The sequence below is a fragment of the Streptomyces sp. NPDC028991 genome (assembly GCF_055564775.1).
The window spans coordinates 190,519-215,859 of sequence record NZ_JBVHVP010000007.1 but is presented as its reverse complement, the minus strand read 5'-3'; the positions used below and the strand labels follow the sequence as shown (position 1 = coordinate 215,859).

At 70.7% G+C, this 25,341-nt stretch carries 24 protein-coding genes; 1 reads left to right on the top strand and 23 read right to left on the bottom strand.

The window, feature by feature from the left end:
* Window positions 1–15: 15 nt before the first annotated feature.
* The 11 genes from rpoZ to pyrR all read right to left on the bottom strand — a co-directional run bounded on the left by rpoZ (window position 16) and on the right by pyrR (window position 11,621).
* The gene (gene rpoZ / locus ACZ4V1_RS17585; protein WP_003977348.1) at window positions 16–288 is read right to left on the bottom strand and encodes a DNA-directed RNA polymerase subunit omega; all 273 of its coding nucleotides are present in this window, start codon (window positions 286–288) and stop codon (window positions 16–18) included.
* 80 nt (window positions 289–368) lie between these two features.
* Complete coding sequence (gene gmk / locus ACZ4V1_RS17580) at window positions 369–962, bottom strand: guanylate kinase (protein WP_468336213.1); 594 nt, start codon at window positions 960–962, stop codon at window positions 369–371.
* 37 nt (window positions 963–999) lie between these two features.
* Window positions 1,000–1,323: an integration host factor gene (locus ACZ4V1_RS17575; protein ID WP_003977346.1), complete on the bottom strand. Its 324-nt coding sequence runs from the start codon at window positions 1,321–1,323 to the stop codon at window positions 1,000–1,002.
* Window positions 1,324–1,546: 223 nt separating this feature from the next.
* A complete protein-coding gene (gene pyrF / locus ACZ4V1_RS17570) occupies window positions 1,547–2,386 on the bottom strand; it encodes an orotidine-5'-phosphate decarboxylase (RefSeq protein WP_468336210.1) in 840 nt (279 codons plus the stop codon).
* 5 nt (window positions 2,387–2,391) lie between these two features.
* The gene (locus tag ACZ4V1_RS17565; protein ID WP_468336207.1) at window positions 2,392–3,498 is read right to left on the bottom strand and encodes a quinone-dependent dihydroorotate dehydrogenase; all 1,107 of its coding nucleotides are present in this window, start codon (window positions 3,496–3,498) and stop codon (window positions 2,392–2,394) included.
* Between the two features lie 100 nt (window positions 3,499–3,598).
* Entirely contained in the window at window positions 3,599–6,907 is a 3,309-nt protein-coding gene (gene carB / locus ACZ4V1_RS17560; RefSeq protein WP_468336204.1) for a carbamoyl-phosphate synthase large subunit, read from the bottom strand.
* Window positions 6,900–8,054 carry a glutamine-hydrolyzing carbamoyl-phosphate synthase small subunit gene (carA, locus tag ACZ4V1_RS17555; protein WP_468336201.1) on the bottom strand — a complete coding sequence of 385 codons (1,155 nt, stop codon included), beginning with the start codon at window positions 8,052–8,054 and terminating at the stop codon, window positions 6,900–6,902. Before carA ends, carB begins: the two co-directional genes overlap by 8 nt.
* Window positions 8,051–8,617 carry a PH-like domain-containing protein gene (locus ACZ4V1_RS17550; RefSeq protein WP_468336198.1) on the bottom strand — a complete coding sequence of 189 codons (567 nt, stop codon included), beginning with the start codon at window positions 8,615–8,617 and terminating at the stop codon, window positions 8,051–8,053. Before ACZ4V1_RS17550 ends, carA begins: the two co-directional genes overlap by 4 nt.
* Entirely contained in the window at window positions 8,614–9,900 is a 1,287-nt protein-coding gene (locus ACZ4V1_RS17545; RefSeq protein ID WP_468336195.1) for a dihydroorotase, read from the bottom strand. Before ACZ4V1_RS17545 ends, ACZ4V1_RS17550 begins: the two co-directional genes overlap by 4 nt.
* 5 nt (window positions 9,901–9,905) lie before the next feature.
* Window positions 9,906–10,886 (bottom strand): aspartate carbamoyltransferase catalytic subunit, encoded by a 981-nt coding sequence (locus tag ACZ4V1_RS17540; RefSeq protein WP_468336192.1) that lies wholly within the window; start codon window positions 10,884–10,886, stop codon window positions 9,906–9,908.
* Window positions 10,887–11,000: 114 nt separating this feature from the next.
* Window positions 11,001–11,621, bottom strand: a complete 621-nt coding sequence (gene pyrR, locus ACZ4V1_RS17535; protein ID WP_468336189.1) for a bifunctional pyr operon transcriptional regulator/uracil phosphoribosyltransferase PyrR — start codon at window positions 11,619–11,621, stop codon at window positions 11,001–11,003.
* A 297-nt stretch (window positions 11,622–11,918) separates the two neighbouring features.
* Between pyrR and bldD the strand changes: the two genes are divergently transcribed.
* The gene (bldD, locus tag ACZ4V1_RS17530; protein WP_024887373.1) at window positions 11,919–12,422 is read left to right on the top strand and encodes a transcriptional regulator BldD; all 504 of its coding nucleotides are present in this window, start codon (window positions 11,919–11,921) and stop codon (window positions 12,420–12,422) included.
* A gap of 220 nt (window positions 12,423–12,642) precedes the next feature.
* Here bldD and nusB read toward each other — a convergent pair whose 3' ends face one another.
* The 12 genes from nusB to ACZ4V1_RS17470 form a co-directional block, all read right to left on the bottom strand.
* Entirely contained in the window at window positions 12,643–13,077 is a 435-nt protein-coding gene (gene nusB, locus ACZ4V1_RS17525; RefSeq protein WP_468336186.1) for a transcription antitermination factor NusB, read from the bottom strand.
* A 2-nt stretch (window positions 13,078–13,079) separates the two neighbouring features.
* On the bottom strand, window positions 13,080–13,646 hold the full coding sequence (efp, locus tag ACZ4V1_RS17520) for an elongation factor P (RefSeq protein WP_055415926.1): 567 nt from the start codon (window positions 13,644–13,646) through the stop codon (window positions 13,080–13,082).
* A gap of 67 nt (window positions 13,647–13,713) precedes the next feature.
* Window positions 13,714–14,820, bottom strand: a complete 1,107-nt coding sequence (locus ACZ4V1_RS17515; RefSeq protein ID WP_468336184.1) for an aminopeptidase P family protein — start codon at window positions 14,818–14,820, stop codon at window positions 13,714–13,716.
* Between the two features lie 177 nt (window positions 14,821–14,997).
* On the bottom strand, window positions 14,998–15,909 hold the full coding sequence (locus ACZ4V1_RS17510) for a Pro-rich N-terminal domain-containing protein (protein WP_468336181.1): 912 nt from the start codon (window positions 15,907–15,909) through the stop codon (window positions 14,998–15,000).
* A 166-nt stretch (window positions 15,910–16,075) separates the two neighbouring features.
* Window positions 16,076–17,167 (bottom strand): 3-dehydroquinate synthase, encoded by a 1,092-nt coding sequence (aroB, locus tag ACZ4V1_RS17505; RefSeq protein ID WP_468336178.1) that lies wholly within the window; start codon window positions 17,165–17,167, stop codon window positions 16,076–16,078.
* Complete coding sequence (locus ACZ4V1_RS17500) at window positions 17,164–17,646, bottom strand: shikimate kinase (RefSeq protein WP_468336483.1); 483 nt, start codon at window positions 17,644–17,646, stop codon at window positions 17,164–17,166. The genes aroB and ACZ4V1_RS17500 overlap by 4 nt, the downstream gene beginning before the upstream one ends.
* A gap of 32 nt (window positions 17,647–17,678) precedes the next feature.
* Window positions 17,679–18,863, bottom strand: a complete 1,185-nt coding sequence (aroC, locus tag ACZ4V1_RS17495; RefSeq protein ID WP_468336176.1) for a chorismate synthase — start codon at window positions 18,861–18,863, stop codon at window positions 17,679–17,681.
* 208 nt (window positions 18,864–19,071) lie between these two features.
* Complete coding sequence (locus ACZ4V1_RS17490) at window positions 19,072–19,911, bottom strand: shikimate dehydrogenase (protein ID WP_468336173.1); 840 nt, start codon at window positions 19,909–19,911, stop codon at window positions 19,072–19,074.
* On the bottom strand, window positions 19,892–21,652 hold the full coding sequence (gene mltG, locus ACZ4V1_RS17485) for an endolytic transglycosylase MltG (protein ID WP_468336170.1): 1,761 nt from the start codon (window positions 21,650–21,652) through the stop codon (window positions 19,892–19,894). The genes ACZ4V1_RS17490 and mltG overlap by 20 nt, the downstream gene beginning before the upstream one ends.
* Before the next feature lie 130 nt (window positions 21,653–21,782).
* On the bottom strand, window positions 21,783–22,274 hold the full coding sequence (ruvX, locus tag ACZ4V1_RS17480) for a Holliday junction resolvase RuvX (RefSeq protein ID WP_468336480.1): 492 nt from the start codon (window positions 22,272–22,274) through the stop codon (window positions 21,783–21,785).
* A gap of 32 nt (window positions 22,275–22,306) precedes the next feature.
* Entirely contained in the window at window positions 22,307–24,979 is a 2,673-nt protein-coding gene (alaS, locus tag ACZ4V1_RS17475) for an alanine--tRNA ligase (RefSeq protein ID WP_468336167.1), read from the bottom strand.
* Window positions 24,979–25,335, bottom strand: a complete 357-nt coding sequence (locus tag ACZ4V1_RS17470) for a hypothetical protein (protein WP_468336164.1) — start codon at window positions 25,333–25,335, stop codon at window positions 24,979–24,981. Before ACZ4V1_RS17470 ends, alaS begins: the two co-directional genes overlap by 1 nt.
* Window positions 25,336–25,341: the final 6 nt, after the last annotated feature.

Below are 25,341 nucleotides of genomic sequence, written 5' to 3'. Positions count from 1 at the left end.
ATACTACCGCCGGTGTTACTGCGCCGGACCCTCGATGGCCTCGGAGGTCAGCAGACCCGCGTTGATCTCGCGCAGGGCGATCGAGAGCGGCTTCTCGTGGACGTGGGTGTCGACGAGGGGACCGACGTACTCGAGGAGGCCCTCGCCGAGCTGCGAGTAGTACGCGTTGATCTGGCGGGCCCGCTTGGCCGCGTAGATCACGAGGCTGTACTTCGAGTCCGTGGCCTCGAGGAGCTCGTCGATCGGCGGGTTGATGATGCCCTCGGGCGCGGAGATGGAAGAGGACACGCTCTACCTTCCGATGGATGGGAAAGATTCAGTCGGGTGACCGGTCGGCCGATCGGTCGGGATCAGCGGACCAGTGACGATCACACGACGTTCGTCAAGGCTAGCAGCTCGCGCGCCACGTCCTCGACGGAGGTGTTGACCAGGGTCTGGTCGAACTCCGGCTCGGCCGCCAGCTCGACCTTGGCCGCGGCGAGGCGGCGCTCGATCACTTCCGGCGGCTCGGTGCCCCGGCCGGTGAGCCTGCGCACCAGCTCCTCCCAGGAGGGCGGGGCCAGGAACACCAGCTGGGCCTCGGGCATGGACTCGCGGACCTGTCGCGCGCCCTGGAGGTCGATCTCCAGGAGCACCGGCTCGCCGGCCTCCAGGCGCTCCAGTACGGCCGCGCGCGGCGTGCCGTAGCGGTTGCCGGCGAACTCGGCCCACTCCAGCAGCTCGCCGTTGGCGATCAGTTTGTCCATCTCCTCGTCGGTGACGAAGAAGTAGTGGACACCGTGCCGCTCGCCGGGGCGGGGCCTGCGGGTCGTCGCCGAGACCGACAGCCATACCTCGGGGTGCTTCTTGCGCATATGGGCGACGACCGTGCTCTTGCCGACCCCGGAGGGGCCGGAGAGCACGGTCAGCCGCGGACGTGCGTCCGGGGGTACGGGGGACGTCCCCCGGGGTGTTGCAGCCATGCAGCGATTATTCCAGCAATCCCGGAGTGGTCCGGACTCAGCTGCCGGTGCTGCCGAACTCACGCTCCAGGGAGGCGATCTGGTTGGACCCGAGCCCGCGCACGCGGCGGCTCTCGGAGATGCCCAGTCGCTCCATGATCTGCTTGGCGCGGACTTTGCCCACGCCCGGCAGGGACTCGAGGAGGGCGGAGACCTTCATCTTGCCGATGACGTCGTTCTCCTGGCCCTGCTTGATGACCTCGTGGAGGGAGGCGCCGGAGTGCTTGAGTCGATTCTTGACCTCGGCCCGCTCCCGGCGAGCCGCGGCGGCCTTTTCGAGCGCGGCTGCGCGCTGTTCAGGGGTAAGGGGCGGAAGAGCCACGCCTACGTCACCTCGGATGTCGAACTGTCGGATACGGACCGGTGAGGAACCTAGTCGCCCCACACCTGGGGAGCCACGAGCAACACGCTTGCCCGTTGACTCTTCCCGGAGACTAGCGTCCAAGTCCTCCAGAGTCAGCGAGAACAGCGGAAAAGTCCTGGTCAGCCTCCATCAGCTTGGACATTTAGGACATACTGCCTCGGATTTGAGGATGTATCCAGGGTCAGGACGCCGCGACGGCGGTCCTGACCTCCTCCGCGAAACGGTCCGCGGCCCTCCGCAACGCGGCCACGTCGGGACCGTGACGCAGAACACCCCGGCTGACGTTGGGAACGACGTTGCGCACCGCCGCGCCGAAGACCCGCGGCAGATCCGCGGGGGTGGCTCCCTGGGCCCCGATCCCGGGCGCCAGGAGCGGACCGTTGATGCCCAGGTCGTACGACGACAGGTCACCGAGGGTGGCACCGACCACCGCGCCGAAGGAACCGAGGGGCTCCTCCCCCGCGTTCTCGGCGGCCAGGTGCGCCAGCACCGTCGCCCCCACGCTTCGCCCGTCGGCCCGGACCGCGTGCTGGACCTCACCGCCCTCCGGGTTGGAGGTCAGCGCCAGCACGAACAGGCCCGCGCCGCTCTCGCGGGCCAGGTCGACGGCCGGCTTCAGGGAACCGTAGCCGAGGTACGGCGAGACGGTCAGCGCGTCCGAGAACAGCGGGGCGCCCGCACGCAGGAAGGACTCGGCGTACGCGGCCATGGTCGAGCCGATGTCGCCGCGCTTGGCGTCCATGACGACCAGGGCACCGGCCGCCCGCGCATGTTCGACCGACTTCTCCAGGACGGCGACACCGCGCGAGCCGAAGCGTTCGAAGAAGGCGCTCTGCGGCTTGAGCACGGCGACCCGGTCGGCCACCGCTTCCACAACGGTGCGGCTGAAGCGCTCCAGACCCGCCACGTCGTCGTTCAGACCCCACTCGGCGAGCAGGGAGGCGTGCGGGTCGATGCCGACGCACAGCGGGCCCCGCTCGTCCATCGCGCGCCGCAGGCGCGCGCCAAAGGGCTCGGTCATACCGGTCACCGGGACTTCCTCACATCGGCGCCGACCGCGTCGGCGAGGGTGGCGTACGGGCTCTGCCGCAGGCGCGCGGCGAGCCCCTGGTGGATGGCGCGGCCCCAGAAGGGACCCTCGTAGACGAACGCGCTGTAGCCCTGGACCAGCGTGGCCCCGGCCAGGATGCGCTCCCAGGCGTCCTCGGCGGTCTCGATGCCGCCGACGCCCACCAGGGTGATCCGGTCGCCCACGCGCGCGTAGAGGCGGCGCAGCACCTCGAGGGAGCGCGCCTTGAGGGGTGCGCCGGACAGGCCGCCGGTCTCCCGGACCAGGACGGGCGAGGACGTCAGTCCGAGTCCCTCCCGCGCGATGGTGGTGTTGGTGGCGATGATGCCGTCCAGGCCCAGCTCCACGGCCAGGTCGGCGACCGCGTCGACGTCCTCGTCGGCGAGGTCGGGCGCGATCTTGACGAGGAGGGGCACGCGCCGCGCGGTGACCGCGCGGTCGGCGGCTTCGCGGACGGCGCTCAGGAGCGGACGCAGGTGGTCCACCGCCTGGAGGTCGCGCAGCCCGGGGGTGTTCGGGGAGGAGACGTTGACGACGAGGTAGTCGGCGTGGGGAGCGAGCCGCTCGGCGGACTTCACGTAGTCGCCGACGGCCTCCTTCTCCGGTACGGCCTTCGTCTTGCCGATGTTGACGCCGACGACGGTCCGGAAGACGGGCGTACGGGAGGCCAGGCGGGCGGCGACGGCCAGCGAGCCGTCGTTGTTGAAGCCCATGCGGTTGATCAGCGCCCGGTCGGCCACCAGGCGGAACAGCCGCTTCTTGGGGTTGCCGGGCTGCGGCTCCCCGGTGACCGTGCCGATCTCCACGTGGTCGAAGCCGAGCATCGCCATGCCGTCGACGGCGACCGCGTTCTTGTCGAAGCCGGCCGCGAGCCCGAAGGGGCCGTGCATCCGCAGCCCGAGGGCCTGGGTGCGCAGTTCCTTGCGGCGGGGCGCGAGCGCGGCGGCGACGAAGGTGCGCAGCACGGGGACGCGGGCGGTGCAGCGGATCCAGCGGAAGGCCAGGTGGTGGGCCTGCTCCGGGTCCATGCGGGAGAAGAACAGCTTGAAGAAGATCTTGTACATGGTGTCCTCGTGGAGCCACATTGCAGGGCTCAAGGGAAAGGCGCGTGGGCAGGGCTCAAGAAGAGGGGGACACCGTTTCCGGTGTCCCCCCTCGGGGCTGCTAGTCGCGGGCCGCGATCAGGAACTCGGCGTGTTCCTGGAGGGAGCGCACTCCCACGTCGCCGTGGTTGAGGGCGTCGATGCCCTGGACCGCCGCGGCGAGCGCCTGGACCGTCGTCAGGCACGGCACGGAGCGCGCCACGGCCGCCGTACGGATGTCGTAGCCGTCGAGGCGGCCACCGGTGCCGTACGGGGTGTTGACGATGAGGTCGACCCCGCCGTCGTGGATGAGCTGGACGATGGTCTTCTCGCCGTTGGGGCCGGTGCCCTCGGACTGCTTGCGCACGACCGTGGCGTTGATGCCGTTGCGCCTGAGGACCTCGGCGGTGCCGGAGGTGGCGAGCAGCTCGAAGCCGTGGGCGACCAGCTCCCGCGCCGGGAAGATCATCGAGCGCTTGTCACGGTTGGCGACCGAGATGAACGCCCGCCCCTTGGTCGGCAGCGGGCCGTACGCGCCCGCCTGCGACTTGGCGTACGCCGTGCCGAAGACGGAGTCGATGCCCATGACCTCGCCCGTGGAGCGCATCTCCGGGCCCAGGACCGTGTCGACGCCGCGGCCGTGGATGTCCCGGAAGCGGGACCACGGCATCACGGCCTCCTTGACGGAGATCGGCGCGTCCAGCGGCAGCTCGCCGCCGTCGCCGGTGGCCGGGAGCAGGCCCTCGGCGCGCAGCTCGGCGATGGTCGCGCCGAGCGAGATGCGGGCGGCGGCCTTGGCCAGCGGCACCGCGGTCGCCTTCGAGGTGAAGGGGACGGTGCGCGAGGCGCGCGGGTTGGCCTCCAGGACGTAGAGGATGTCCCCGGCCAGCGCGAACTGGATGTTGATCAGTCCGCGCACGCCGACGCCCTTGGCGATGCCCTCGGTGGAGGCGCGCAGCCGCTTGATGTCGAAGCCGCCCAGAGTGATCGGGGGCAGGGCGCACGCCGAGTCGCCGGAGTGGATGCCGGCCTCCTCGATGTGCTCCATGACGCCGCCGAGGTACAGCTCCTCGCCGTCGTACAGGGCGTCGACGTCGATCTCGATCGCGTCGTCCAGGAACCTGTCGACCAGGACGGGGCGGGACGGGCTGATCTCGGTCGACTCGGCGATGTACGCCTCCAGGCGGGTCTCGTCGTAGACGATCTCCATGCCGCGTCCGCCGAGGACGTAGGAGGGCCGGACGAGGACCGGGTAGCCGATCTCGTCGGCGATGGTCTTGGCCCCGGCGAAGGTGGTGGCGGTGCCGTGCTTGGGGGCGGGCAGGCCGGCCTCCGCCAGGACCCGGCCGAAGGCGCCCCGGTCCTCGGCGGCGTGGATGGCCTCGGGCGGGGTGCCGACGACCGGCACGCCGTTGTCCTTGAGCGCCTGGGACAGGCCCAGCGGGGTCTGGCCGCCGAGCTGGACGATCACGCCCGCGATCGGGCCGGCCTGCTGCTCCGCGTGGACGATCTCGAGCACGTCCTCCAGCGTGAGCGGCTCGAAGTACAGCCGGTCGGAGGTGTCGTAGTCGGTGGAGACGGTCTCCGGGTTGCAGTTGACCATCACGGTCTCGTACCCGGCGTCGCCGAGCGCGAAGGAGGCGTGGACGCAGGAGTAGTCGAACTCGATGCCCTGGCCGATGCGGTTCGGGCCGGAGCCCAGGATGATGACGGCCGGCTTCTCGCGTCGCGCGACCTCGGTCTCCTCGTCGTAGGAGGAGTAGAAGTACGGCGTCTTCGCGGCGAACTCGGCGGCGCAGGTGTCGACCGTCTTGTAGACGGGCCGGATGCCGAGCGCGTGCCTCACCTCGCGGACGACGTCCTCGCGCAGGCCGCGGATCTCGCCGATCTGCTGGTCGGAGAAGCCGTGCCGCTTGGCCTCGGCGAGCAGGTCGGCGGTCAGCTCGGGGGCCTCGGCCAGCTCGTCGGCGACCTCCTTGATGAGGAAGAGCTGGTCGACGAACCAGGGGTCGATCTTCGTGTACTCGAAGACCTCCTCGGGCGTGGCGCCCGCGCGGATGGCCTGCATGACGGCGTTGATCCGGCCGTCGGTCGGCCGGACGGCCTCGCGCAGCAGCTCCGCCTTGTCGCCGGGCTCGCCGACGAACGTGAACTGGCTGCCCTTCTTCTCCAGCGAGCGCAGCGCCTTCTGGAAGGCCTCGGTGAAGTTGCGGCCGATGGCCATGGCCTCGCCGACCGACTTCATGGTCGTCGTCAGCGTGGAGTCGGCGCTCGGGAACTTCTCGAAGGCGAACCGCGGGGCCTTCACGACCACGTAGTCGAGCGTGGGCTCGAAGGAGGCCGGGGTCTCCTGCGTGATGTCGTTCGGGATCTCGTCCAGCGTGTAGCCCACGGCGAGCTTGGCGGCGATCTTGGCGATCGGGAAGCCGGTCGCCTTGGAGGCGAGCGCCGAGGAGCGCGACACGCGCGGGTTCATCTCGATGACGATGACGCGGCCGTCCTCGGGGTTCACCGCGAACTGGATGTTGCAGCCGCCGGTGTCGACGCCGACCTCGCGGATGATCGCGATGCCGACGTCGCGCAGCACCTGGTACTCGCGGTCGGTCAGTGTCATCGCGGGCGCCACGGTGATCGAGTCGCCGGTGTGCACGCCCATGGGGTCGAAGTTCTCGATGGAGCAGACGACCACGACGTTGTCGTTCTTGTCGCGCATCAGCTCCAGCTCGTACTCCTTCCAGCCGAGGATGGACTCCTCCAGGAGCACCTCGGTGGTCGGCGAGAGGGTGAGGCCCTGGCCGGCGATGCGGCGCAGCTCCTCCTCGTCGTGGGCGAAGCCGGAGCCGGCGCCGCCCATGGTGAAGGAGGGGCGGACGACGACCGGGTAGCCGCCGAGCTCCTCGACGCCCTTGAGGACGTCGTCCATGGAGTGGCAGATGTAGGACCGGGCCGACTCGCCGTGGCCGATCTTCTTGCGGACCTCCTCCACGACCTCCTTGAACAGGTCGCGGTCCTCGCCCTTGTTGATGGCCTCCACGTTGGCGCCGATCAGCTCGACGCCGTACTTCTCCAGGACGCCGTTGCCGTGCAGCGAGATGGCGGTGTTGAGCGCGGTCTGGCCGCCCAGGGTGGGCAGCAGCGCGTCGGGCCGCTCCTTGGCGATGATCTTCTCGACGAACTCGGGGGTGATCGGCTCGACGTAGGTGGCGTCGGCGATCTCCGGGTCGGTCATGATCGTCGCCGGGTTGGAGTTCACCAGGACGACGCGCAGGCCCTCGGCCTTGAGCACGCGGCACGCCTGGGTGCCGGAGTAGTCGAACTCGGCGGCCTGGCCGATGACGATCGGGCCGGAGCCGATGACCAGGACGGACTGGATATCGGTGCGCTTAGGCACGCTGGCCCTCCATGACGGTGCTCATCAAAGACGTGAAGCGGTCGAACAGGTAGGCGGCGTCGTGCGGGCCGGCTGCCGCCTCGGGGTGGTACTGGACGCTGAAGGCCGGCCGGTCGAGGAGCTGGAGCCCCTCCACCACGTTGTCGTTGAGGCAGACGTGGGAGACCTCGGCGCGGCCGTAGGGGGTGTCGGAGACCTTGTCGAGCGGGGCGTCGACGGCGAATCCGTGGTTGTGCGCGGTGACCTCGACCTTGCCGGTCGTACGGTCCTGCACCGGCTGGTTGATGCCGCGGTGGCCGTACTTCAGCTTGAAGGTGCCGAAGCCGAGCGCGCGGCCGAGGATCTGGTTGCCGAAGCAGATGCCGAAGAGCGGAGTCCCGCGCTCCAGGACGCCCTGCATGACGGAGACCGGGTGGTCGGCGGTGGCGGGGTCACCGGGTCCGTTGGAGAAGAACACACCGTCGGGGTTGACGGCGTAGACGTCCTCGACGGTGGCCGTGGCGGGCAGCACGTGCACCTCGATGCCGCGCTCGGCCATGCGGTGCGGGGTCATGCCCTTGATGCCGAGGTCGACGGCGGCGACGGTGAACTTCTTCTCACCGATCGCCGGGACCACGTAGGCCTCGGTGGTGGCGACCTCGGCGGAGAGGTCGGCGCCGGTCATCTCGGGGGCTTCCTGGACGCGGGCCAGCAGCGCGGCGTCGTCCTGGATCGCGTCCCCGCTGAAGATGCCGACGCGCATGGCGCCGCGCTCGCGCAGGTGGCGGGTGAGGGCTCGGGTGTCGATGCCGGAGATGCCGACGACGTCCTGGGCGGCCAGTTCCTCGTCCAGCGTGCGGGTCGAGCGCCAGTTGGAGGGTACGCGCGCGGGGTCGCGCACGACGTAACCGGAGACCCAGATCCTCCTGGACTCCATGTCCTCGTCGTTGACACCGGTGTTGCCCACGTGGGGCGCGGTCATCACGACCACCTGGCGGTGGTACGACGGGTCGGTGAGGGTCTCCTGGTAGCCGGTCATGCCGGTGGAGAACACGGCTTCGCCGAAGGTGGCCCCCACGGCCCCGTAGGCGCGGCCGCGGAAGATCCGGCCGTCCTCCAGGACGAGTACGGCGGGAGCCTTGCCGGCTCCCCTGGTGGAGGTCGTCATCGTGCGCCTTCCGTTTCCGTCTTGTTGATCATGTCGTTCAGTGTTTCGACCCACTCGTTGTGCTCGGCCGCGTGGTCGGAGCGGAAGCCGGAGTCGATCAGCTTGTCGCCGTGCGCCCAGGTGACGACCAGCAGGCCGCCCTCGGTGAGGACCTTTCCGGCGATGCCCTTGTCGAGCCGGGCCTCGCGCAGTGCGGCGACGGGGACGAAGAAGTCGTCCGCGCCGGGGCGTACGACGTCCAGTCCCGCGTCCGTCAGGGTGAGCTCGACCCGGCTGCGGGTGCCCAGGCCGTGCGCCACGATGCGGTCCAGCCACTGCCCGGCGGTGGTGGAGCCGTGGTAGCGGCCGCTCAGGCTCAGTCTGGCGGGGCCGGGGGCGTCCGGCGCGCTGGGCAGCTCCGGGAGGTCGCCCTGGAGGGTGCTGCGCCACTTCCAGCCCTCGCGCATCAGCCAGTAGACGAGCGCGACGAACAGGCCGAGTCCGACGACCCAGCCGATGCGGGCGGCCCAGTCGGTCACTTCCGCCGATTCCTTCTCGGCGGCCAGCAGGATTACAGGTGTCACGTGAGCTTCCCGTCGACGAGCGTGGCCTTGCCCCGCAGCCACGTGTGCGTCACACGGCCCGGCAGCTCACGTCCCTCGTACGGGGTGTTGCGGCTGCGCGAGGCGAAGCCCGCGGGGTCCACCTGGCCACGGTATGCCGTGTCGACGAGGGTGAGGTTGGCGGGCTCACCAGCCGAGACGGGACGGCCGTGCCCGGTGGCCTGTCCGATCTGCGCGGGCTTGAAGGACATCCGGTCGGCGACGCCGGCCCAGTCCAGCAGGCCCGTGTCCACCATGGTCTCCTGGACCACCGACAGTGCCGTCTCCAGACCCACCATGCCCATGGCGGCGGCGGCCCACTCGCAGTCCTTGTCCTCGTGCGGGTGCGGGGCGTGGTCGGTGGCGACGATGTCGATCGTGCCGTCGGCGAGCGCCTCGCGCAGGGCCATGACGTCACGCTCGGTGCGCAGCGGCGGGTTGACCTTGTAGACCGGGTTGTACGACCGGACCAGCTCGTCGGTGAGGAGCAGGTGGTGCGGGGTGACCTCGGCGGTGACGTCGATGCCGCGGGACTTGGCCCAGCGGACGATCTCGACGGACCCGGCGGTCGACAGGTGACAGATGTGGACGCGGGAGCCGACGTGCTCGGCGAGCAGCACATCCCGGGCGATGACCGCTTCCTCGGCGACGGCGGGCCAGCCGCCGAGGCCCAGCTCGGCGGAGACGACGCCCTCGTTCATCTGGGCGCCCTCGGTGAGGCGGGGCTCCTGGGCGTGCTGCGCTACGACGCCGTTGAAGGCCTTCACGTACTCCAGGGCACGCCGCATGATCACGGCGTCGTGGACGCACTTGCCGTCGTCGGAGAAGACGGTGACGCCGGCCGCGGACTCGTGCATGGCGCCCAGCTCTGCGAGCTTGCTGCCCTCCAGACCGACCGTGACGGCGCCGATCGGCTGCACGTCGCAGTAGCCGGATTCCTTGCCCAGCCGCCAGACCTGCTCGACGACGCCGGCGGTGTCGGCGACCGGGAAGGTGTTGGCCATGGCGAACACGTTGGTGTAGCCGCCACTCGCCGCGGCGCGGGTGCCGGTGAGGACGGTCTCGGAGTCCTCGCGGCCGGGCTCGCGCAGGTGTGTGTGCAGGTCGACCAGGCCGGGCAGCAGCACCTTGCCGTCGGCCTCGAGGACCTCGGCGCCCTCGGCGCTCAGTCCGGTGCCCACCTCTGCGACGGTGCCGCCGTCGATCAGCACGTCCTGCGGCTCGCCGCCGAGCACCTTCGCACCGCGGATCAGGGTCTTGCTCATCTGTCTTACTTCTCCTCGGTGGTGCGGGCGTGGGTCACGGCGGGTTCGTTGCCGCCGAGCAGCAGGTAGAGGACGGCCATCCGGATGGAGACGCCGTTGGTGACCTGCTCGACGACGGTGCAGCGGTCGGAGTCGGCGACCTCGGCGGTGATCTCCATACCGCGGACCATGGGGCCGGGGTGCATCACGATGGCGTGGTCGGGCATCTTCGCCATGCGGTCGCCGTCGAGGCCGTAGCGGCGGGAGTACTCGCGCTCGGTCGGGAAGAACGCGGCGTTCATGCGCTCGCGCTGGACGCGCAGCAGCATCACCGCGTCGGACTTGGACAGCGTCGAGTCGAGGTCGTAGGAGACCTCGCAGGGCCAGGTCTCGACGCCGACCGGCAGCAGCGTGGGCGGGGCCACGAGGGTGACCTCCGCGCCGAGGGTGTGCAGCAGGTCGACGTTGGAGCGGGCGACCCGGCTGTGCAGGATGTCGCCTACGAGCGTGATCCGGCGCCCGTCCAGATCCTTGCCGAGGCCGGTGTCGCGGCCGACCAGGCGGCGGCGCATGGTGAAGGCGTCCAGCAGGGCCTGCGTGGGGTGCTGGTGGGTGCCGTCCCCGGCGTTGACGACGGCCGCGTCGATCCAGCCCGAGGTGGCCAGGCGGTACGGGGCGCCGGAGGCGCTGTGCCGGATGACGACGGCGTCGACGCCCATGGCCTCCAGCGTCTGGGCGGTGTCCTTGAGGGACTCGCCCTTGGAGACGCTCGAGCCCTTGGCGGTGAAGTTGATGACGTCCGCGGACAGGCGCTTCTCGGCGGCCTCGAAGGAGATCCGGGTCCGGGTGGAGTCCTCGAAGAAGAGGTTGACGACGGTCCGGCCGCGCAGGGTCGGCAGTTTCTTGATCGGCCGGTCCGCGACCCGGGCCATCTCCTCGGCGGTGTCGAGGATCAGGACGGCGTCGTCGCGGGAGAGGTCGGCGGCCGAGATGAGATGACGCTGCATCTGTCAGGCTCCGTAAGGCGATTCATGCGGAAGAGCGGGATAATTCGGGCGGCCGGGCACGCGTGCGGGCGCACCGAGTGGGCGTACGCCACGACTGGACGCGCACGCGCGGTGCTACGGGTGGGCGCCCGGGGTGGCCGGCTTGGCGCCCAGCAGCACGGTGTCGCGACCGTCCTCCTCGGCGAGCTGGACCTTGACCGTCTCCCGCAGCGACGTGGGGAGGTTCTTGCCGACGTAGTCGGCGCGGATGGGCAGTTCGCGGTGGCCGCGGTCGACGAGGACCGCCAGCTGCACCGCGCGCGGGCGGCCGATGTCGTTGAGCGCGTCGAGGGCGGCACGGATGGTGCGGCCGGAGAAGAGCACGTCGTCGACGAGGACGACCAGGCGGCCGTCGATGCCGTCACCGGGGATCTCGGTGCGGGCCAGCGCACGCGGGGGATGCATGCGCAGGTCGTCGCGGTACATGGTGATGTCGAGCGAACCCACCGGGATCTTGCGCTCGGTGATCTGCTCCAGCTTGTCGGCGAGCCGCCGGGCGAGGAAGACGCCCCGGGTCGGGATGCCGAGGAGCACCACGTCGTCGGCGCCCTTGGCGCGTTCGACGATCTCGTGGGCGATGCGGGTCAGGACCCGTGCGATGTCGGGCCCTTCGAGAACGGGCCGGGCGTCGGACTGCGCGCCTCGCGGAGCTTGCGCTTCGTGCCGCGGGTCCTGCTGCTCGTCGTGCTTGTCCATACGAAACGGACCTCCTTCTCCGCCTCACGGGACGGACCTTAAAGGACGTCGGATATGCGCCACCTACGGTACCAGGCCCACAGAGACGTCCCGCCGACCCCCCGGACACTCCCCCGTCACCCTTTTGCCTCACTAGCGCCACCCGTTCGGCGTAACCCAAGGCGGATACCACGGAAGAGTCGGTGCGGACCATTCGGCTTGACGCAGGAGAGTAACGCTGCGTAACCTCACAGTGAGTTACCAGCCGCGCGGCACGCAACACAGCAGGCCGCGTCGACACCTTGTCCGGGGAGCCATATGTCCAGCGAATACGCCAAACAGCTCGGGGCCAAGCTCCGGGCCATCCGCACCCAGCAGGGCCTTTCCCTCCACGGTGTCGAGGAGAAGTCCCAGGGCCGCTGGAAGGCCGTCGTGGTCGGTTCGTACGAGCGCGGCGACCGCGCCGTGACCGTGCAGCGCCTCGCCGAGCTGGCGGACTTCTATGGCGTTCCCGTGCAGGAGCTGCTCCCGGGCACCACTCCGGGCGGCGCCGCCGAGCCGCCGCCGAAGCTGGTCCTGGACCTGGAGCGGCTGGCCACGGTGCCGGCCGAGAAGGCGGGCCCGCTCCAGCGGTACGCGGCCACGATCCAGTCGCAGCGCGGTGACTACAACGGCAAGGTGCTCTCGATCCGCCAGGACGACCTGCGCACACTCGCCGTCATCTACGACCAGTCGCCCTCGGTCCTGACCGAGCAGCTGATCAGCTGGGGTGTCCTGGACGCGGACGCGCGTCGCGCGGTGGCGTCCCACGAGGACGTCTGAGCCTCAGCCGCCTCAGCAGAAACGTGCCGCCGGGATGGCCGGAACCCAACGGTTCCGGCCATCCCGGCGGCTTCTTGTGCGCCTCGCACTGAGCGCATCGTCCTATGGCTCATGTGCCTGGCGGGACCGGCGGGACAGTTGCGGGACATGCCGGAGGGCCCGCAGCGCGCCTGCTGCGGGCCCTCCGGCATGGTGGGTCTCCTCGGGCCTCGGGCCTCTCTCAGTCCTCGCCGCGGCGCAGCGAGGGCTTGAGCTCCTTCAGCCGGCCGAGCAGGCCGTTGACGAACGCGGGTGACTCGTCCGTGGAGAACTCCTTCGCCAGCTGCACCATCTCGTCCAGGACGACGGCGTCCGGGGTCGCGTCGACCCAGATCAGCTCGTACGCGCCCAGACGCAGGATGTTGCGGTCGACGACCGGCATGCGGTCGAGCGTCCAGCCGACGGAGTACTGGGCGATGAGCTCGTCGATGCGCTTCGCGCGCTCGGCGTAGCCCTCGACCAGCTCCATCGTGTACTCGCTCACCGGCGGCTGCCGGGTGTCGGACCGGGCGTGCCGGACCCAGTCGGCGAGCACCGTCAGGACGTCGGCGCCGCGCTGATCACCCTCGAAGAGGATCTGGAAGGCGCGCTTGCGGGCCGTGTTGCGGGCAGCCACGGTTAGCTGTTCACCCGGCCGAGGTAGTCGCTCGAGCGGGTGTCGACCTTGATCTTCTCACCCGTGGTGATGAAGAGCGGGACGTTGATCTGGTGACCGGTCTCCAGGATGGCGGGCTTGGTGCCGCCGGTGGAGCGGTCGCCCTGGACGCCCGGCTCGGTCTCCTGGATGGTGAGCTCGACGGCGGCGGGCAGCTCGACGAAGAGCACCTCGCCCTCGTGCTGCGCGACGGTGGCGGTGAAGCCCTCCACCAGGAAGTTGGCGGCGTCGCCGACGGCCTTGCGGTCGACGTGCAGCTGGTCGTAGGTCTCCATGTCCATGAAGACGAAGTAGTCGCCGTCCATGTACGAGAACTGCATGTCACGCTTGTCGACAGTGGCCGTCTCGACCTTGACGCCGGCGTTGAAGGTCTTGTCGACGACCTTGCCGGAAAGCACGTTCTTGAGCTTGGTGCGCACGAAGGCGGGGCCCTTGCCGGGCTTGACGTGCTGGAACTCGACGACGGACCAGAGCTGGCCGCCTTCGAGCTTGAGCACCATGCCGTTCTTGAGGTCGTTCGTGGAAGCCACGGTTGCGGAATCTCCTGGACTGGACTGACGTGGACGACCCCGGTGCAGACATGCGCACAGCGCGAGGCTAGAGCGCGAGCAGCTCCTTGGTCGTGATGGTGAGTAGCTCGGGTCCGCCGTCCGCCTCGGGGCGCACGACGAGCGTGTCATCGATCCGGACCCCGCCCCGGCCCGGGAGGTGGACTCCCGGTTCGACGGTGACCGGCACACAAGCGTCCAGTTTACCCATGGCCGCGGGGGCCAATTGCGGGTCCTCGTCGATTTCGAGTCCGACACCGTGACCGGTGAGGGTCGGAAGGTTCTCCGCGTACCCGGCGGAGTCCAGTGCCTGGCGGGCCGCGCGATCCACGTCGCGGCAGGCGGCGCCGGGTGCGAGGGCCTCCCGGCCGGCCCGCTGGGCCGAGAAGACGAGGTCGTACAACTCGATCTGCCAGTCCGCCGGAGAGGTGCCGATGACAAACGTACGGCCGATCTCGCAACGGTAGCCGCGGTAGGTGGCGCCCAGGCAGACGGAGAGGAAGTCGCCCTCCTCCACCCGCCGGTCGGTGGGCCGGTGACCACGGCGTCCCGAGTTCGGGCCCGTGCCGACGGAGGTGGGGAAGGCGGGGCCGTCGGCGCCGTGGTCGACCAGGCGGCGTTCGAGTTCCAGGGCGAGGTGCCGTTCGGTGCGGCCGACCAGGATGGACTCCAGGAGTTCGCCGAGCGCCTGGTCGGCGATCTCCGCGCCGATACGCAGACAGGAGATCTCCTCCTCGTCCTTGACCACCCGGAGCTGCTCGACCGCCTGGCCGAGGTCGGTCAGGCGCAGCCGGGGCGCGACCGAGCGCATGGCGCGGTGCCGGACCACGGTGAGGTGGTGGTCCTCGGTGGCGAGGGACTCGGTGCCCTGGGCCGCGGCGAGGCCGGTGGCCGCGACGGCCGGATCACCGCCGGGGCCGGGCAGCGCGCGCACCGGCAGGGACTCGTCGGGCCGGCCCTGTGCCGACCGGTCGTCCGGCGGGCCGGAGCAGACCAGGAGATCCTCGGTCTTGCCCAGCAGCAGCACGGCGCCGTGCGGGGCGGCGCCCGCGAGATAGCGCACGTTGGCGGGCCGGGAGACGAGCGCCGCCGCGCTGCCGCCCGCGTTGCAGCGTTCTCGTAGGCGCGTCCGGCGGGCCGCGTACACCTCTGACATGAGCCGAGCGTAAGAGCTTCGCTCGGGGGGCGCCGCTTGGGAGGGCCGAGTGGGCGGGGCGGGGGACGCCGGGTGCGCCGATCGGGGTGGGGCTCGTCGTCGTGTGGCGTCCGCCGGTCGGTGGGGGCTGGTCGCGCGGTCCCCCGCGCCCCTTTGGGACGCTACCGGTTCGGGGCACTACCAGTTCGGGGGGCTGGCTATCGAGCGGGCCAGGACCTCGTTCAGGACCCGGGCCGTTTCCGGTACGTCGAGTGTGGAGTTGTCGATGATCGGGAGTCCCGAGCCGTACCAGCCGGCCATGCGGCCGTGGATGCGGGCGACCTCCTCGTCGGTGAGGCGCCTGTTGCCGCTGCGTTCGGCGTTGCGCTCCAGGACGATGTCCAGGCCCGGCAGGAGGACGACCGGGAGCAGGCCGGGGCCGACGTGCCGCTTCCAGCCGCCGAGGCCGACGACCGGACGGTCCGGGAAGACCGCGTCGTCGAGGATGCAGGAGATGCCGTTGGCAAGGAAGTTGCGCGCGGAGAAGCCGCAGGTGCGGCGGGCGAGGCGGTACTGGGCCTCGGAGTGCTCGTTCCAGCCGGTCTGGGGGTCCGCGAAGCCGGAGCGGACCCATTCGCGGACGTCGTCGAGGCTGATGTGCGCGGTGGGAACCCGGCGGGTGTCCGCCCAGTACTTGGCGACGCTGGTCTTGCCGGCACCCGCGGGGCCGATGAGCAGCACCGCGAGGGTGGTGGAGGTGGGGTCGGGCGCGGCGGCCGTGGCGGCGGGCACGCTGGGCACGGCCACGGGGCCGCCGGGCGGCAGCGGTACGTGGCCGGTGGTGTCCGGAACGGGCGGGACGGGCGCCGCCCGGTGCGGCCCCGGGGCCTGGTGCGCACCCGGAGCCGGTGCCTGGCGCGCACCCGGGGCCGGGGCCTGCTGGGGCGCCACGGGGGGCGGGACCTGCACGGGATAGCCCGGCGCGGGCGGCGGAACGGGGACGGAACCCTGGTGCGGGCCCGGGTGGTGTGCGGCCGGGGACCAGCCGACGGCCGGTCCGTGCCCCGGCTGATGGGGCGGCGGCAGCGGAGAACCCACTGCGTGCTGCATCCGGTGCCACTCCGTCTCGTACAGGCGATGGGCGCTGACTGCGGGACGGGTACCCGCCCGCTTCCCACCGAACGGTACCGCCCCCGGCCGTCGTTTGGTGAACGGCCGGGGGCGGTCCGAAGTGCCCGTCTCGCAAGGAGAATCGGACGGAAGGTGCGCCGGGGTACTACTCGCCCACCTCACCGTAGGCGGCGAGGAGGACGGCCGGGTCGGGCCCCTCCAGGACGGTGGGCCTGGCCAGGCCGTCCAGGACGATGAAGCGCAGCAGGTCGCCGCGGGACTTCTTGTCGACCTTCATGTTCTCGACGAGCTTGGGCCACTGGTCGTACCGGTAGTGCAGCGGCAGCCCGACCGCTTCGAGGATGCTGCGGTGGCGGTCGGCGGTCGCGTCGTCCAGACGGCCCGCGAGGCGGCCCAGTTCGGCGGCGAAGTGCATGCCGACCGATACGGCCGCGCCGTGGCGCCACTTGTACCGCTCGTTCTTCTCGATGGCATGGCCGAGCGTGTGACCGTAGTTGAGGATCTCCCGCAGGCCCGCCTCCTTCAGGTCGGACGAGACGACATCCGCCTTGACCCTGATCGAGCGCACGATCAGCTCGGCGGTGTGCGGTCCGGCCGGGGTGCGCGCCGCCTGGGGGTCGGACTCGATCAGGTCCAGGATCACCGGGTCGGCGATGAAGCCGGCCTTGATGACCTCGGCCAGACCCGAGACGTAGTCGTTCACCGGGAGGGAGTCCAGCGCGGCCAGGTCGCACAGGACGCCGGCCGGCGGGTGGAAGGAGCCGACGAGGTTCTTGCCCTCGGCGGTGTTGATGCCGGTCTTGCCGCCGACGGCCGCGTCCACCATGGCGAGCACCGTGGTCGGGACGGCGATCCAGCGCACCCCGCGCAGCCAGGTCGCGGCCACGAAACCGGCCAGGTCGGTACTGGCCCCGCCGCCGACACCGACGATGACGTCGGTGCGGGTGAAGCCGGACTGGCCGAGCGCCTTCCAGCAGTAGGCGGCGACCTCGGCGGTCTTGGCCTCCTCGGCGTTGGGCACCTGGATGGCGACCGCCTCGAAGCCCTGGTCGGCGAGGTCGGCGCGCAGCGCGTCGCCGGTCTCGGCGAGGGCCTCGGGGTGGATCACGGCCACCCGCTTGGCCTTGGCGCCGATCAGCCCGGCCAGCTCGCCCAGGAGCTGACGGCCCACCAGGACCTCGTAGGGGTCGGACCCCGCGGTGCCGCCGACCTGGATCCGGGTCACTGCCTCGCTCATACTTCCTTCAACTCCAGTGCGTCCAGGGCGGCTTGGGCGACCTCTTCGGGCGTGCGGCCGTCGGTGGCCACGACGGCCGTGGCGACCTCCTCGTAGAGGTGGCGCCGAGCCTCCATCAGCTCGCGCCACTGCCTTCGCGGGTTGACCGCCAGCAGCGGGCGCGCGGCGTTCAGACCGGTGCGCCTGACGGCTTCCTCGACATCCATCGAGAGGTAGACGACGCGCCGCCCGGCGAGCAGTGAGCGGGTGTCCGCGTCCAGGATCGCGCCGCCGCCGAGGGCGAGGACGCCGTCGTGCTCGGCGAGCGCCCGCCGCACGGTCTGCTTCTCCAGAGCCCGGAAGGCCGCCTCGCCCTCGTCGACGAAGATGTCGGCGATGGTCCGCCCCTGACCGGTGACGATGTCCTCGTCCGTGTCCCGGTAGCCGACGCCGAGCCGCTCGGCCAGCAGCTGCCCGACGGTGGACTTGCCGACGCCCATCGGTCCGACGAGGACGATCAGCGGGGCCGCGGTCACCGGATGGCCAGGTTGTCGAGGTACGAGGTGACGTTGCGGCGGGTCTCGGCCACGCTGTCGCCGCCGAACTTCTCCGCCACCGCGTCCGCCAGGACCAGGGCGACCATCGCCTCGGCGACGATGCCGGCGGCGGGCACCGCGCACACGTCGGAGCGCTGGTGGTGGGCCTGCGCGGCCTCACCGGTGGCGACGTCCACGGTCTGCAGGGCCCGCGGCACGGTCGCGATCGGCTTCATGGCAGCCCTCACACGCAGCAGCTCGCCGGTGGTCAGACCGCCCTCGGTGCCGCCGGAGCGGCCGGAGGCGCGCTTGATTCCGTCGGGACCGGTGACGATCTCGTCGTGCGCTTGGGAGCCGGGCACCCGGGCCAGCCCGAAGCCGTCACCGACCTCGACGCCCTTGATGGCCTGGATGCCCATGAGGGCGGCGGCCAGCCGGGCGTCCAGCCGGCGGTCCCAGTGCACGTGCGAGCCGAGGCCCACCGGAACGCCGTGGGCCAGCACCTCCACCACGCCGCCGAGGGTGTCACCGTCCTTGTGGGCCTGGTCGATCTCCGCGACCATCGCCTCCGACGCGTCCGCGTCCAGGCAGCGCACCGGGTCGGCGTCCAGCCTCTCCACGTCCGCCGGCGTCGGGTACACGCCGTAGGGAGCCTTCGCGGCGGCCAGCTCGACGACGTGGCTGACGACCTCGATACCGGCCGTCTCCTTCAGGTACGACCGTGCCACCGCGCCCAGCGCCACCCGGGCGGCCGTCTCCCGCGCCGAGGCGCGCTCCAGGATCGGCCGGGCCTCGTCGAATCCGTACTTCTGCATGCCCGCGAGGTCGGCGTGGCCGGGACGGGGCCGGGTCAGCGGGGCGTTGCGGGCGAGTCCCGCCAGCACCTCCGGGTCCACCGGGTCGGCCGCCATGACCTGCTCCCACTTCGGCCACTCGGTGTTGCCCACCATCACCGCGACCGGGGAACCGAGGGTGAGCCCGTGCCGGACACCACCGAGGAAGGTGACCTCGTCCCGCTCGAACTTCATCCGCGCACCGCGCCCATAGCCCAGCCGCCGCCTCGCCAGGTGGTCCGCCACCATGTCCGTGGTGATCGGCACGCCGGCGGGCAGACCCTCCAGCGTCGCGACGAGTGCGGGACCGTGTGACTCCCCCGCGGTCAGCCAGCGCAACCTGCTCAACGGTGCTCCTCAGTGCTCGCGCCCCGGTTATGCCCTGCGTACGCGTCTTCTCCGCGTACGGCGACGGCGTGTCCGGGTGCGCGGGCCCCGGTCCGCCACCCCCGATCCTCCCACGCCCGGACTCCGGACCCGCCCGCCGGTCCATCTGGCGGACGGGCGCGCGGACGCCGCCCGATGCCCGGGCCACGCCCGCGAGGCCCCGGGGGCGTCAACGGTTCGCTAGGGCTCGCTCCCCCGCCGTGCGCATGGCGGCGAGCGGAGCCGGAGCGCGGCCCGTCATCTGCTCCACCTGGAGCACCGCCTGATGCAGCAGCAGGTCGAGTCCGCTGACGACGGCCCCGCCGCACGCCGACCAGCGGCCGGCGAGTGCGGTCGGCCACGGGTCGTAGAGCACGTCGAAGAGGGTCGCGGGCATCTCGGGGACGGCTGCGGCGAGGGCGTCGGTGGTGCCGGCCGGGGTGGTGGCCACCACCAGCGGAGCGCGCAGCGCCTCCTCGGCGTCCGCCCAGTCGGCGATGCGCACGGCGACGTCCAGCCGCTCGGCCCAGCCCCGCATCTCGTCGGCGCGCGCCTCGCTGCGGACGTAGACGGCGACCTCTCCGGTGCAGATCCGGGCCAGCGCGGCCAGTGCGGAGGAGGCGGTGGCGCCGGCGCCGAGGACCGCGGCGGTCTCCACCTTCTCGACGCCGTGTTCGCGCAGGGCGGCGATGATGCCGGGGATGTCGGTGTTGTCGCCGGTCTTCCGGCCGTCCTCGGTGAGGACCACGGTGTTCACCGCGTCCACGGAGGCCGCCGTCTCGCTGATCTCGTCGAGCAGCGGGATGACCGCGCGTTTGAGCGGCATGGTCAGCGACAGACCCGCCCATTCGGGGCCCAGCTGCTCGAAGAAGCCCGGCAGCGCCTCTTCGTCGACGTCGAAACGGTCGTACGTCCAGTTCTCCAGACCCAGCTCCGCATAGGCGGCGTGGTGCAGTACCGGGGAGAGGGAGTGCGCGACCGGAGAGCCGAGGACGGCGGCCCGGCGCCGGTCAGCTGCTGGAGCTGGCATTGTACTTTTCCTTCAGTTTCAGGAAATCGTCGTGCGTCTTGGCGAACTCGGTCTTGCTCACGCCGTCGGTGGCCACGAAGTACATCCAGCCGTCCTTCGTCGGTTGCAGCGCCGCCTGCAGGGCCTCTTCGCCGGGGTTGCCGATGGGGCCGGGCGGCAGGCCCTTGTTGGTGTAGGTGTTGTACGGGTCCGGGTTGCTGTTGATCTCGGACTCGCTGATGCGGATCTTGCTCTGGCCCTTCAGGTAGTTGAAGGTCGAGTCGAACTGAAGTTCCTGGTTGGTCTCGGTGTTGGTGGGCTTGAGCCGGTTGTAGACGACCTCGGACATCCTGCGGAAGTCGTCGTGGGTCTTGCCCTCGGCCTGCACCAGGCTCGCCACGGTGAGCAGCTGCCAGGGACCTTCGAGGCCGAGGCCCTCCGCCTTCTCCTCGAGTCCGATCTCCTCGTACTGCTCGTTGGCCCGCGCCACCATCTGTTTCAGCACTTCCTCGGGCTTTTGACCCTTGGCCGCCGAATAGCTGGACGGGTAGAGGAATCCTTCCAGCGGATCCTTCACGTTCTTGTGGTTCATCGCCCAGTCGGGCAGACCGAGACTCTTCCACTCGCTCTTTGCGACGCCGGCCGTGGTGCCCTCGTCCACCCCGAGCTGCTTGTCGATCATCTTGTAGACGTCGACGTTGCGCCTGCCCTCGGCGACGATCAGGTTGCTGCGGCTCTTGGGGTCGAGCAGGAGCTCGACCGCACTCTCGGCCGACATCTCCTTCTGCAGCGTGTACACGCCGTCCTGGATGCTCTTCCCCTGTGGGTTGCTCTGCTGGGCGGCGATGAAGGCGTCGACGCTCTTCACCACGCCCTTGCGCTTGAGCTCCTGGCCGATGGTCGAGCCACCCGCGCCCTTGGGGATGGAGACGGTCACCTGCTCGCCGTTGCCGTCCCCCGCGTAGTCCGGGGCCGCGCCGAAACGATCCTGGTAGAACTGGTAGCCGAAATATCCGACGCCCGCCACGCCGCCGCCGAGCACCAGGCAGACGACGAGGCACGCGACTCCGTTGCGGCCCTTCTTGGGTTTGCCGCCCCGGCCCCTGCGGCCGCCGCGTCCGCCGTCGTCCCCTTCGCCGTCCGCGCCGTCGCCGTCACCGCCCGCGAAGAAGGCGTGCTCGCCCTCGTCGGGACCGGGGTCCCAGTCCGTGTTCTCGGGTTCGGGCTCGGCGCGGCGACGGGCAGGCGGTTCCGGCGGCGGGTACGCCTCCGGGGTGCCGTAGAAATCGGGCTGCTCCGCGCCATAGGCGGCGGGCTGCTGGCCGTAGGGGTCCGACGGATCGGCGGGGTACTGCGCGTGGGGATGCGCGCCGGTGCCCCAGCCGCCGTTGTCGTAGCCCTGCTCGGGCTGCCCCTGGGAGGCGTACTGCTGGTCGTACTGCTGCTGGTCGTGCCCATGCCGACCGTATTGGTCGTACTGCGGCTCGGGGTGCTGCCGGCCGTACTGGTCGTACTGCGGCTCGGGATGCTGCCGGCCGTACTGGTCGTACTGCGGCTGCTGACCGTACGCGGACTGGCCGCCGTCGCCCCAGTCGCCGTACTGCTGCTGCGACTGCTGCTGCTCCGGATACTGCTGTGGCTGGCCGCCGTAGGGGGACTGCTGACCCGTATGGGCCTGCTGTCCGCCCCATCCGCCGTCCCCGTACAACGGGTCCTCCGGATGCCACGGTTCGGAGCCTGGGCCCCGGCCATACTCAGTCATCGATCCCCTAGAGCCGCGAGGCGACGGGGTGTTTCCGACCTCGCATGTAGGGCCGGCTTCCGTTCCGCCTCTTGCTGTGCGGTGGCTGTTCGAATGCCTCCGCATCGCGCGGAACGTTACCGTATCGCGATCAGATGACCACTTCGACGCCCTCGCCGGGTGCTCTGCCTGACACCCGTTCGGATTCCAGTGCCTGCTGGAGGATGATCACAGCGGCGGCCTGGTCGATGACGGACCGGCCCTTCCTGGACTTCACTCCCGAGGCGCGCAGTCCCTGGCTGGCGGTCACCGTCGTCATCCGCTCGTCGACGAGCCTGACCGGGACCGGCGCGATGCCGCGGGCCAGTTCCTGCGCGAAGCGCCTGACCTTGGCCGCGGCCGGGCCCTCGCCCCCCTTGAGGGAGCGGGGGAGGCCGACGACGACCTCGATCGGCTCGTACTCCTCGACCAGCAGCCGCAGCCGGCGGTGCGCCGCGGGGACGTCGCGTCCGGGGACGGTCTCCACCGGGGTGGCGAGGATCCCGTCGGGGTCGCACGAGGCGACCCCGATCCGGGCGTCCCCGACATCGACGGCCAGACGGCGCCCGCGGCGCATGACCGGGGCGTCGGCCGGCTCGTCCATCCGGCCGTCACTCCGGCCGTTCGCAGAGTCGCTCACTTGGCGGTGTCCGCCACGAGGCGCTCGACGGCGTCGACGGCCTCGCCGACGGCGGCCGGGTTCTGGCCGCCGCCCTGGGCGACGTCCGGCTTGCCGCCACCGCCGCCGCCGAGGGTCTTGGCGGCGGTGCGCACCAGGTCACCGGCCTTGAGACCGCGCTCGCGGGCGGCCTCGTTGGTGGCGATGACCGTGAGGGGCTTGCCATTGACCGTGGTGAACAGGGCGACGACCGCGGCCCGGCCGCCCTGGATGCGGCCGCGCACGTCGAGGACCAGCTTGCGCAGGTCGTCGGCGGTGGTGCCGTCCGGGACCCGGCCGGTCACCAGGGCGACGCCGCGCACGTCCTTGGCGGAGTCGGCGAGTCCGCCGGCCGCCTGGAGGACCTTCTCGGCGCGGAACTTCTCGATCTCCTTCTCGGCGTCCTTGAGCTTGCCGAGCATGGCGGAGACCTTCTCCGGGAGCTCCTCCGGGCGGCCCTTGATCAGCTCCTGGAGCTGGGCGACGACCGTGTGCTCACGGGCGAGGAAGTTGTAGGCGTCCACGCCGACCAGGGCCTCGATGCGGCGCACGCCGGAGCCGATGGACGACTCGCCGAGCAGCTTGACCAGGCCCAGCTGGGCGGTGTTGTGCACGTGGGTGCCGCCGCACAGTTCCTTGGAGAAGTCGCCGATGGTGACGACGCGCACGCGCTCGCCGTACTTCTCGCCGAACTCGGCGATGGCGCCCTGCTTCTTGGCCTCGTCGATGCCCATGACGTCGGCGCGCACGTCGAGGTCGCGGGCGAGCACCTCGTTGATCTTCTGCTCGACGTCGGTCATCACGGCCGTCGGAACGGCGGACGGCGAGCCGAAGTCGAAGCGGAAGCGGCCGGGCTGGTTCTCGGAGCCGGCCTGGGCGGCCGTCGGGCCGAGGGCGTCGCGCAGCGCCTGGTGGGTGAGGTGGGTGGCCGAGTGGGCGCGGGCGATGGCCTTGCGGCGGCGGTCGTCGATGGAGGCCTGGGCCTTGGCACCGACGGTGACCTCGCCGACCTGGACGACGCCCTTGTGGACGTACACGCCCGGGACCGGCTTCTGGCAGTCGCGGACCTCGATGACGGCGCCGGTGTCGACCTTGATCCGGCCGGTGTCGCCGATCTGGCCGCCGCCCTCGGCGTAGAACGGGGTGCGGTCGAGGACGATCTCGACCTCGTCGCCCTCGGTGGCGGCCGGGGAGGAGACGCCGTCGACGAGGATGCCGACGATCGTCGACTCGCTCTCGGTGTCGCTGTAGCCGACGAAGTCGGTGGCACCGGCCTGGTCGGCGATCTCGCGGTAGGCGCCGGTGCCGGCGTGGCCGGTCTTCTTGGCCTGCGCGTCGGCCTTGGCGCGCTCCCGCTGCTCCTTCATCAGACGCCGGAAGCCGTCCTCGTCCACGGACAGCCCCTGCTCGGCGGCCATCTCCAGGGTGAGGTCGATCGGGAAGCCCCAGGTGTCGTGGAGCAGGAAGGCCTTGTCGCCGGCGAGGACGGTGCCGCCGGTGGCCTTGGTGTCGCTGACGGCGGTGTCGAGGATGTTGGTGCCGGCCTTCAGCGTCTTCAGGAAGGCGTTCTCCTCGGCGAGGGCGACCTTCTCGATCCGCTCGCGGTCGGTGATCAGCTCGGGGTACTGCTGCCCCATCATCCCGATCACGACGTCGATCAGGTCCTTGACGACCGGGCCGGTGGCGCCGAGCAGCCGCATGTTGCGGATGGCGCGGCGCATGATGCGGCGCAGCACGTAGCCGCGGCCCTCGTTGCCGGGGGTGACGCCGTCGCCGATGAGCATCACGGAGGTGCGCATGTGGTCGGTGACCACGCGCAGGGAGACGTCCGAGGCGTGGGCGTCGCCGTAGGCCACGCCGGTCAGCTCGGTGGCCTTCCTGATGACGGCCATGGAGGTGTCGATCTCGTACATGTTCTGCACGCCCTGCAGAATCATGGCGAGCCGCTCCAGGCCGAGCCCGGTGTCGATGTTCTGGCTCGGCAGGTCCCCGAGGATCTCGAAGTCCTCCTTGCCGATGCCCTCGCCCCGCTCGTACTGCATGAAGACGAGGTTCCAGATCTCCACGTACCGCTCGTCGTTGACGGCGGGGCCGCCCTCGGCGCCGAACTCGGGGCCGCGGTCGTAGTTGATCTCGGAGCAGGGGCCGCAGGGGCCGGGGACGCCCATGGACCAGTAGTTGTCCTTCTTGCCGAGGCGCTGGATGCGCTCGGAGGGGACGCCGACGACGTCGTGCCAGATGCGCTCGGCCTCGTCGTCGTCCTTGTAGACCGTGATCCACAGACGCTCGGGGTCGAGGCCGTAACCACCCTTGTCCTGGGGGCTGGTGAGCAGCTCCCAGGCGTACTTGATGGCGCCTTCCTTGAAGTAGTCGCCGAAGGAGAAGTTGCCGCACATCTGGAAGAAGGTGCCGTGGCGGGTGGTCTTGCCGACCTCTTCGATGTCGGGTGTGCGCACGCACTTCTGCACGCTGGTGGCGCGGTCGAAGGGCGGCTTGACCTCACCCAGGAAGTAGGGCTTGAAGGGCACCATGCCGGCCGGGACGAGGAGCAGAGTCGGGTCGTCCGCGATGAGCGACGCCGAAGGGACGACGGTGTGACCGCGCTCCTCGAAGAAGCTCAACCAGCGGCGACGAATCTCGGCCGACTCCATCAGTGGTCCTCATTCCGGTTGTACGAGTACGTCGCCCTGACGTCGACGACGGACTTCGGGTTGTTGCGGTTCTCGATGGCGTTGTAACGCCGGGGTTCGGGGAGTTCGCGGTCGACGGGGGCGTTCAGCCCGAGCGCGTCGTCCAGTTCGGCCTCCCGCCGGGCCATGTTCTCGCGGACGTCGAGTGCGAAGCCCACCGCGCGGCCCTTGAGCCGGGTGCCCGCGTCGAGCGCCTTGTTCGCCGCGGTCGCGGCGAGGCTTTCGGGGGTCAGCTGCTTGAGCTTCCGGTTGACCTTGGTGGTGGCCCACACGCCGGCGGCGACGCCGGTGCCGAACCAGAACGTACGGCGGAACATCGCTGG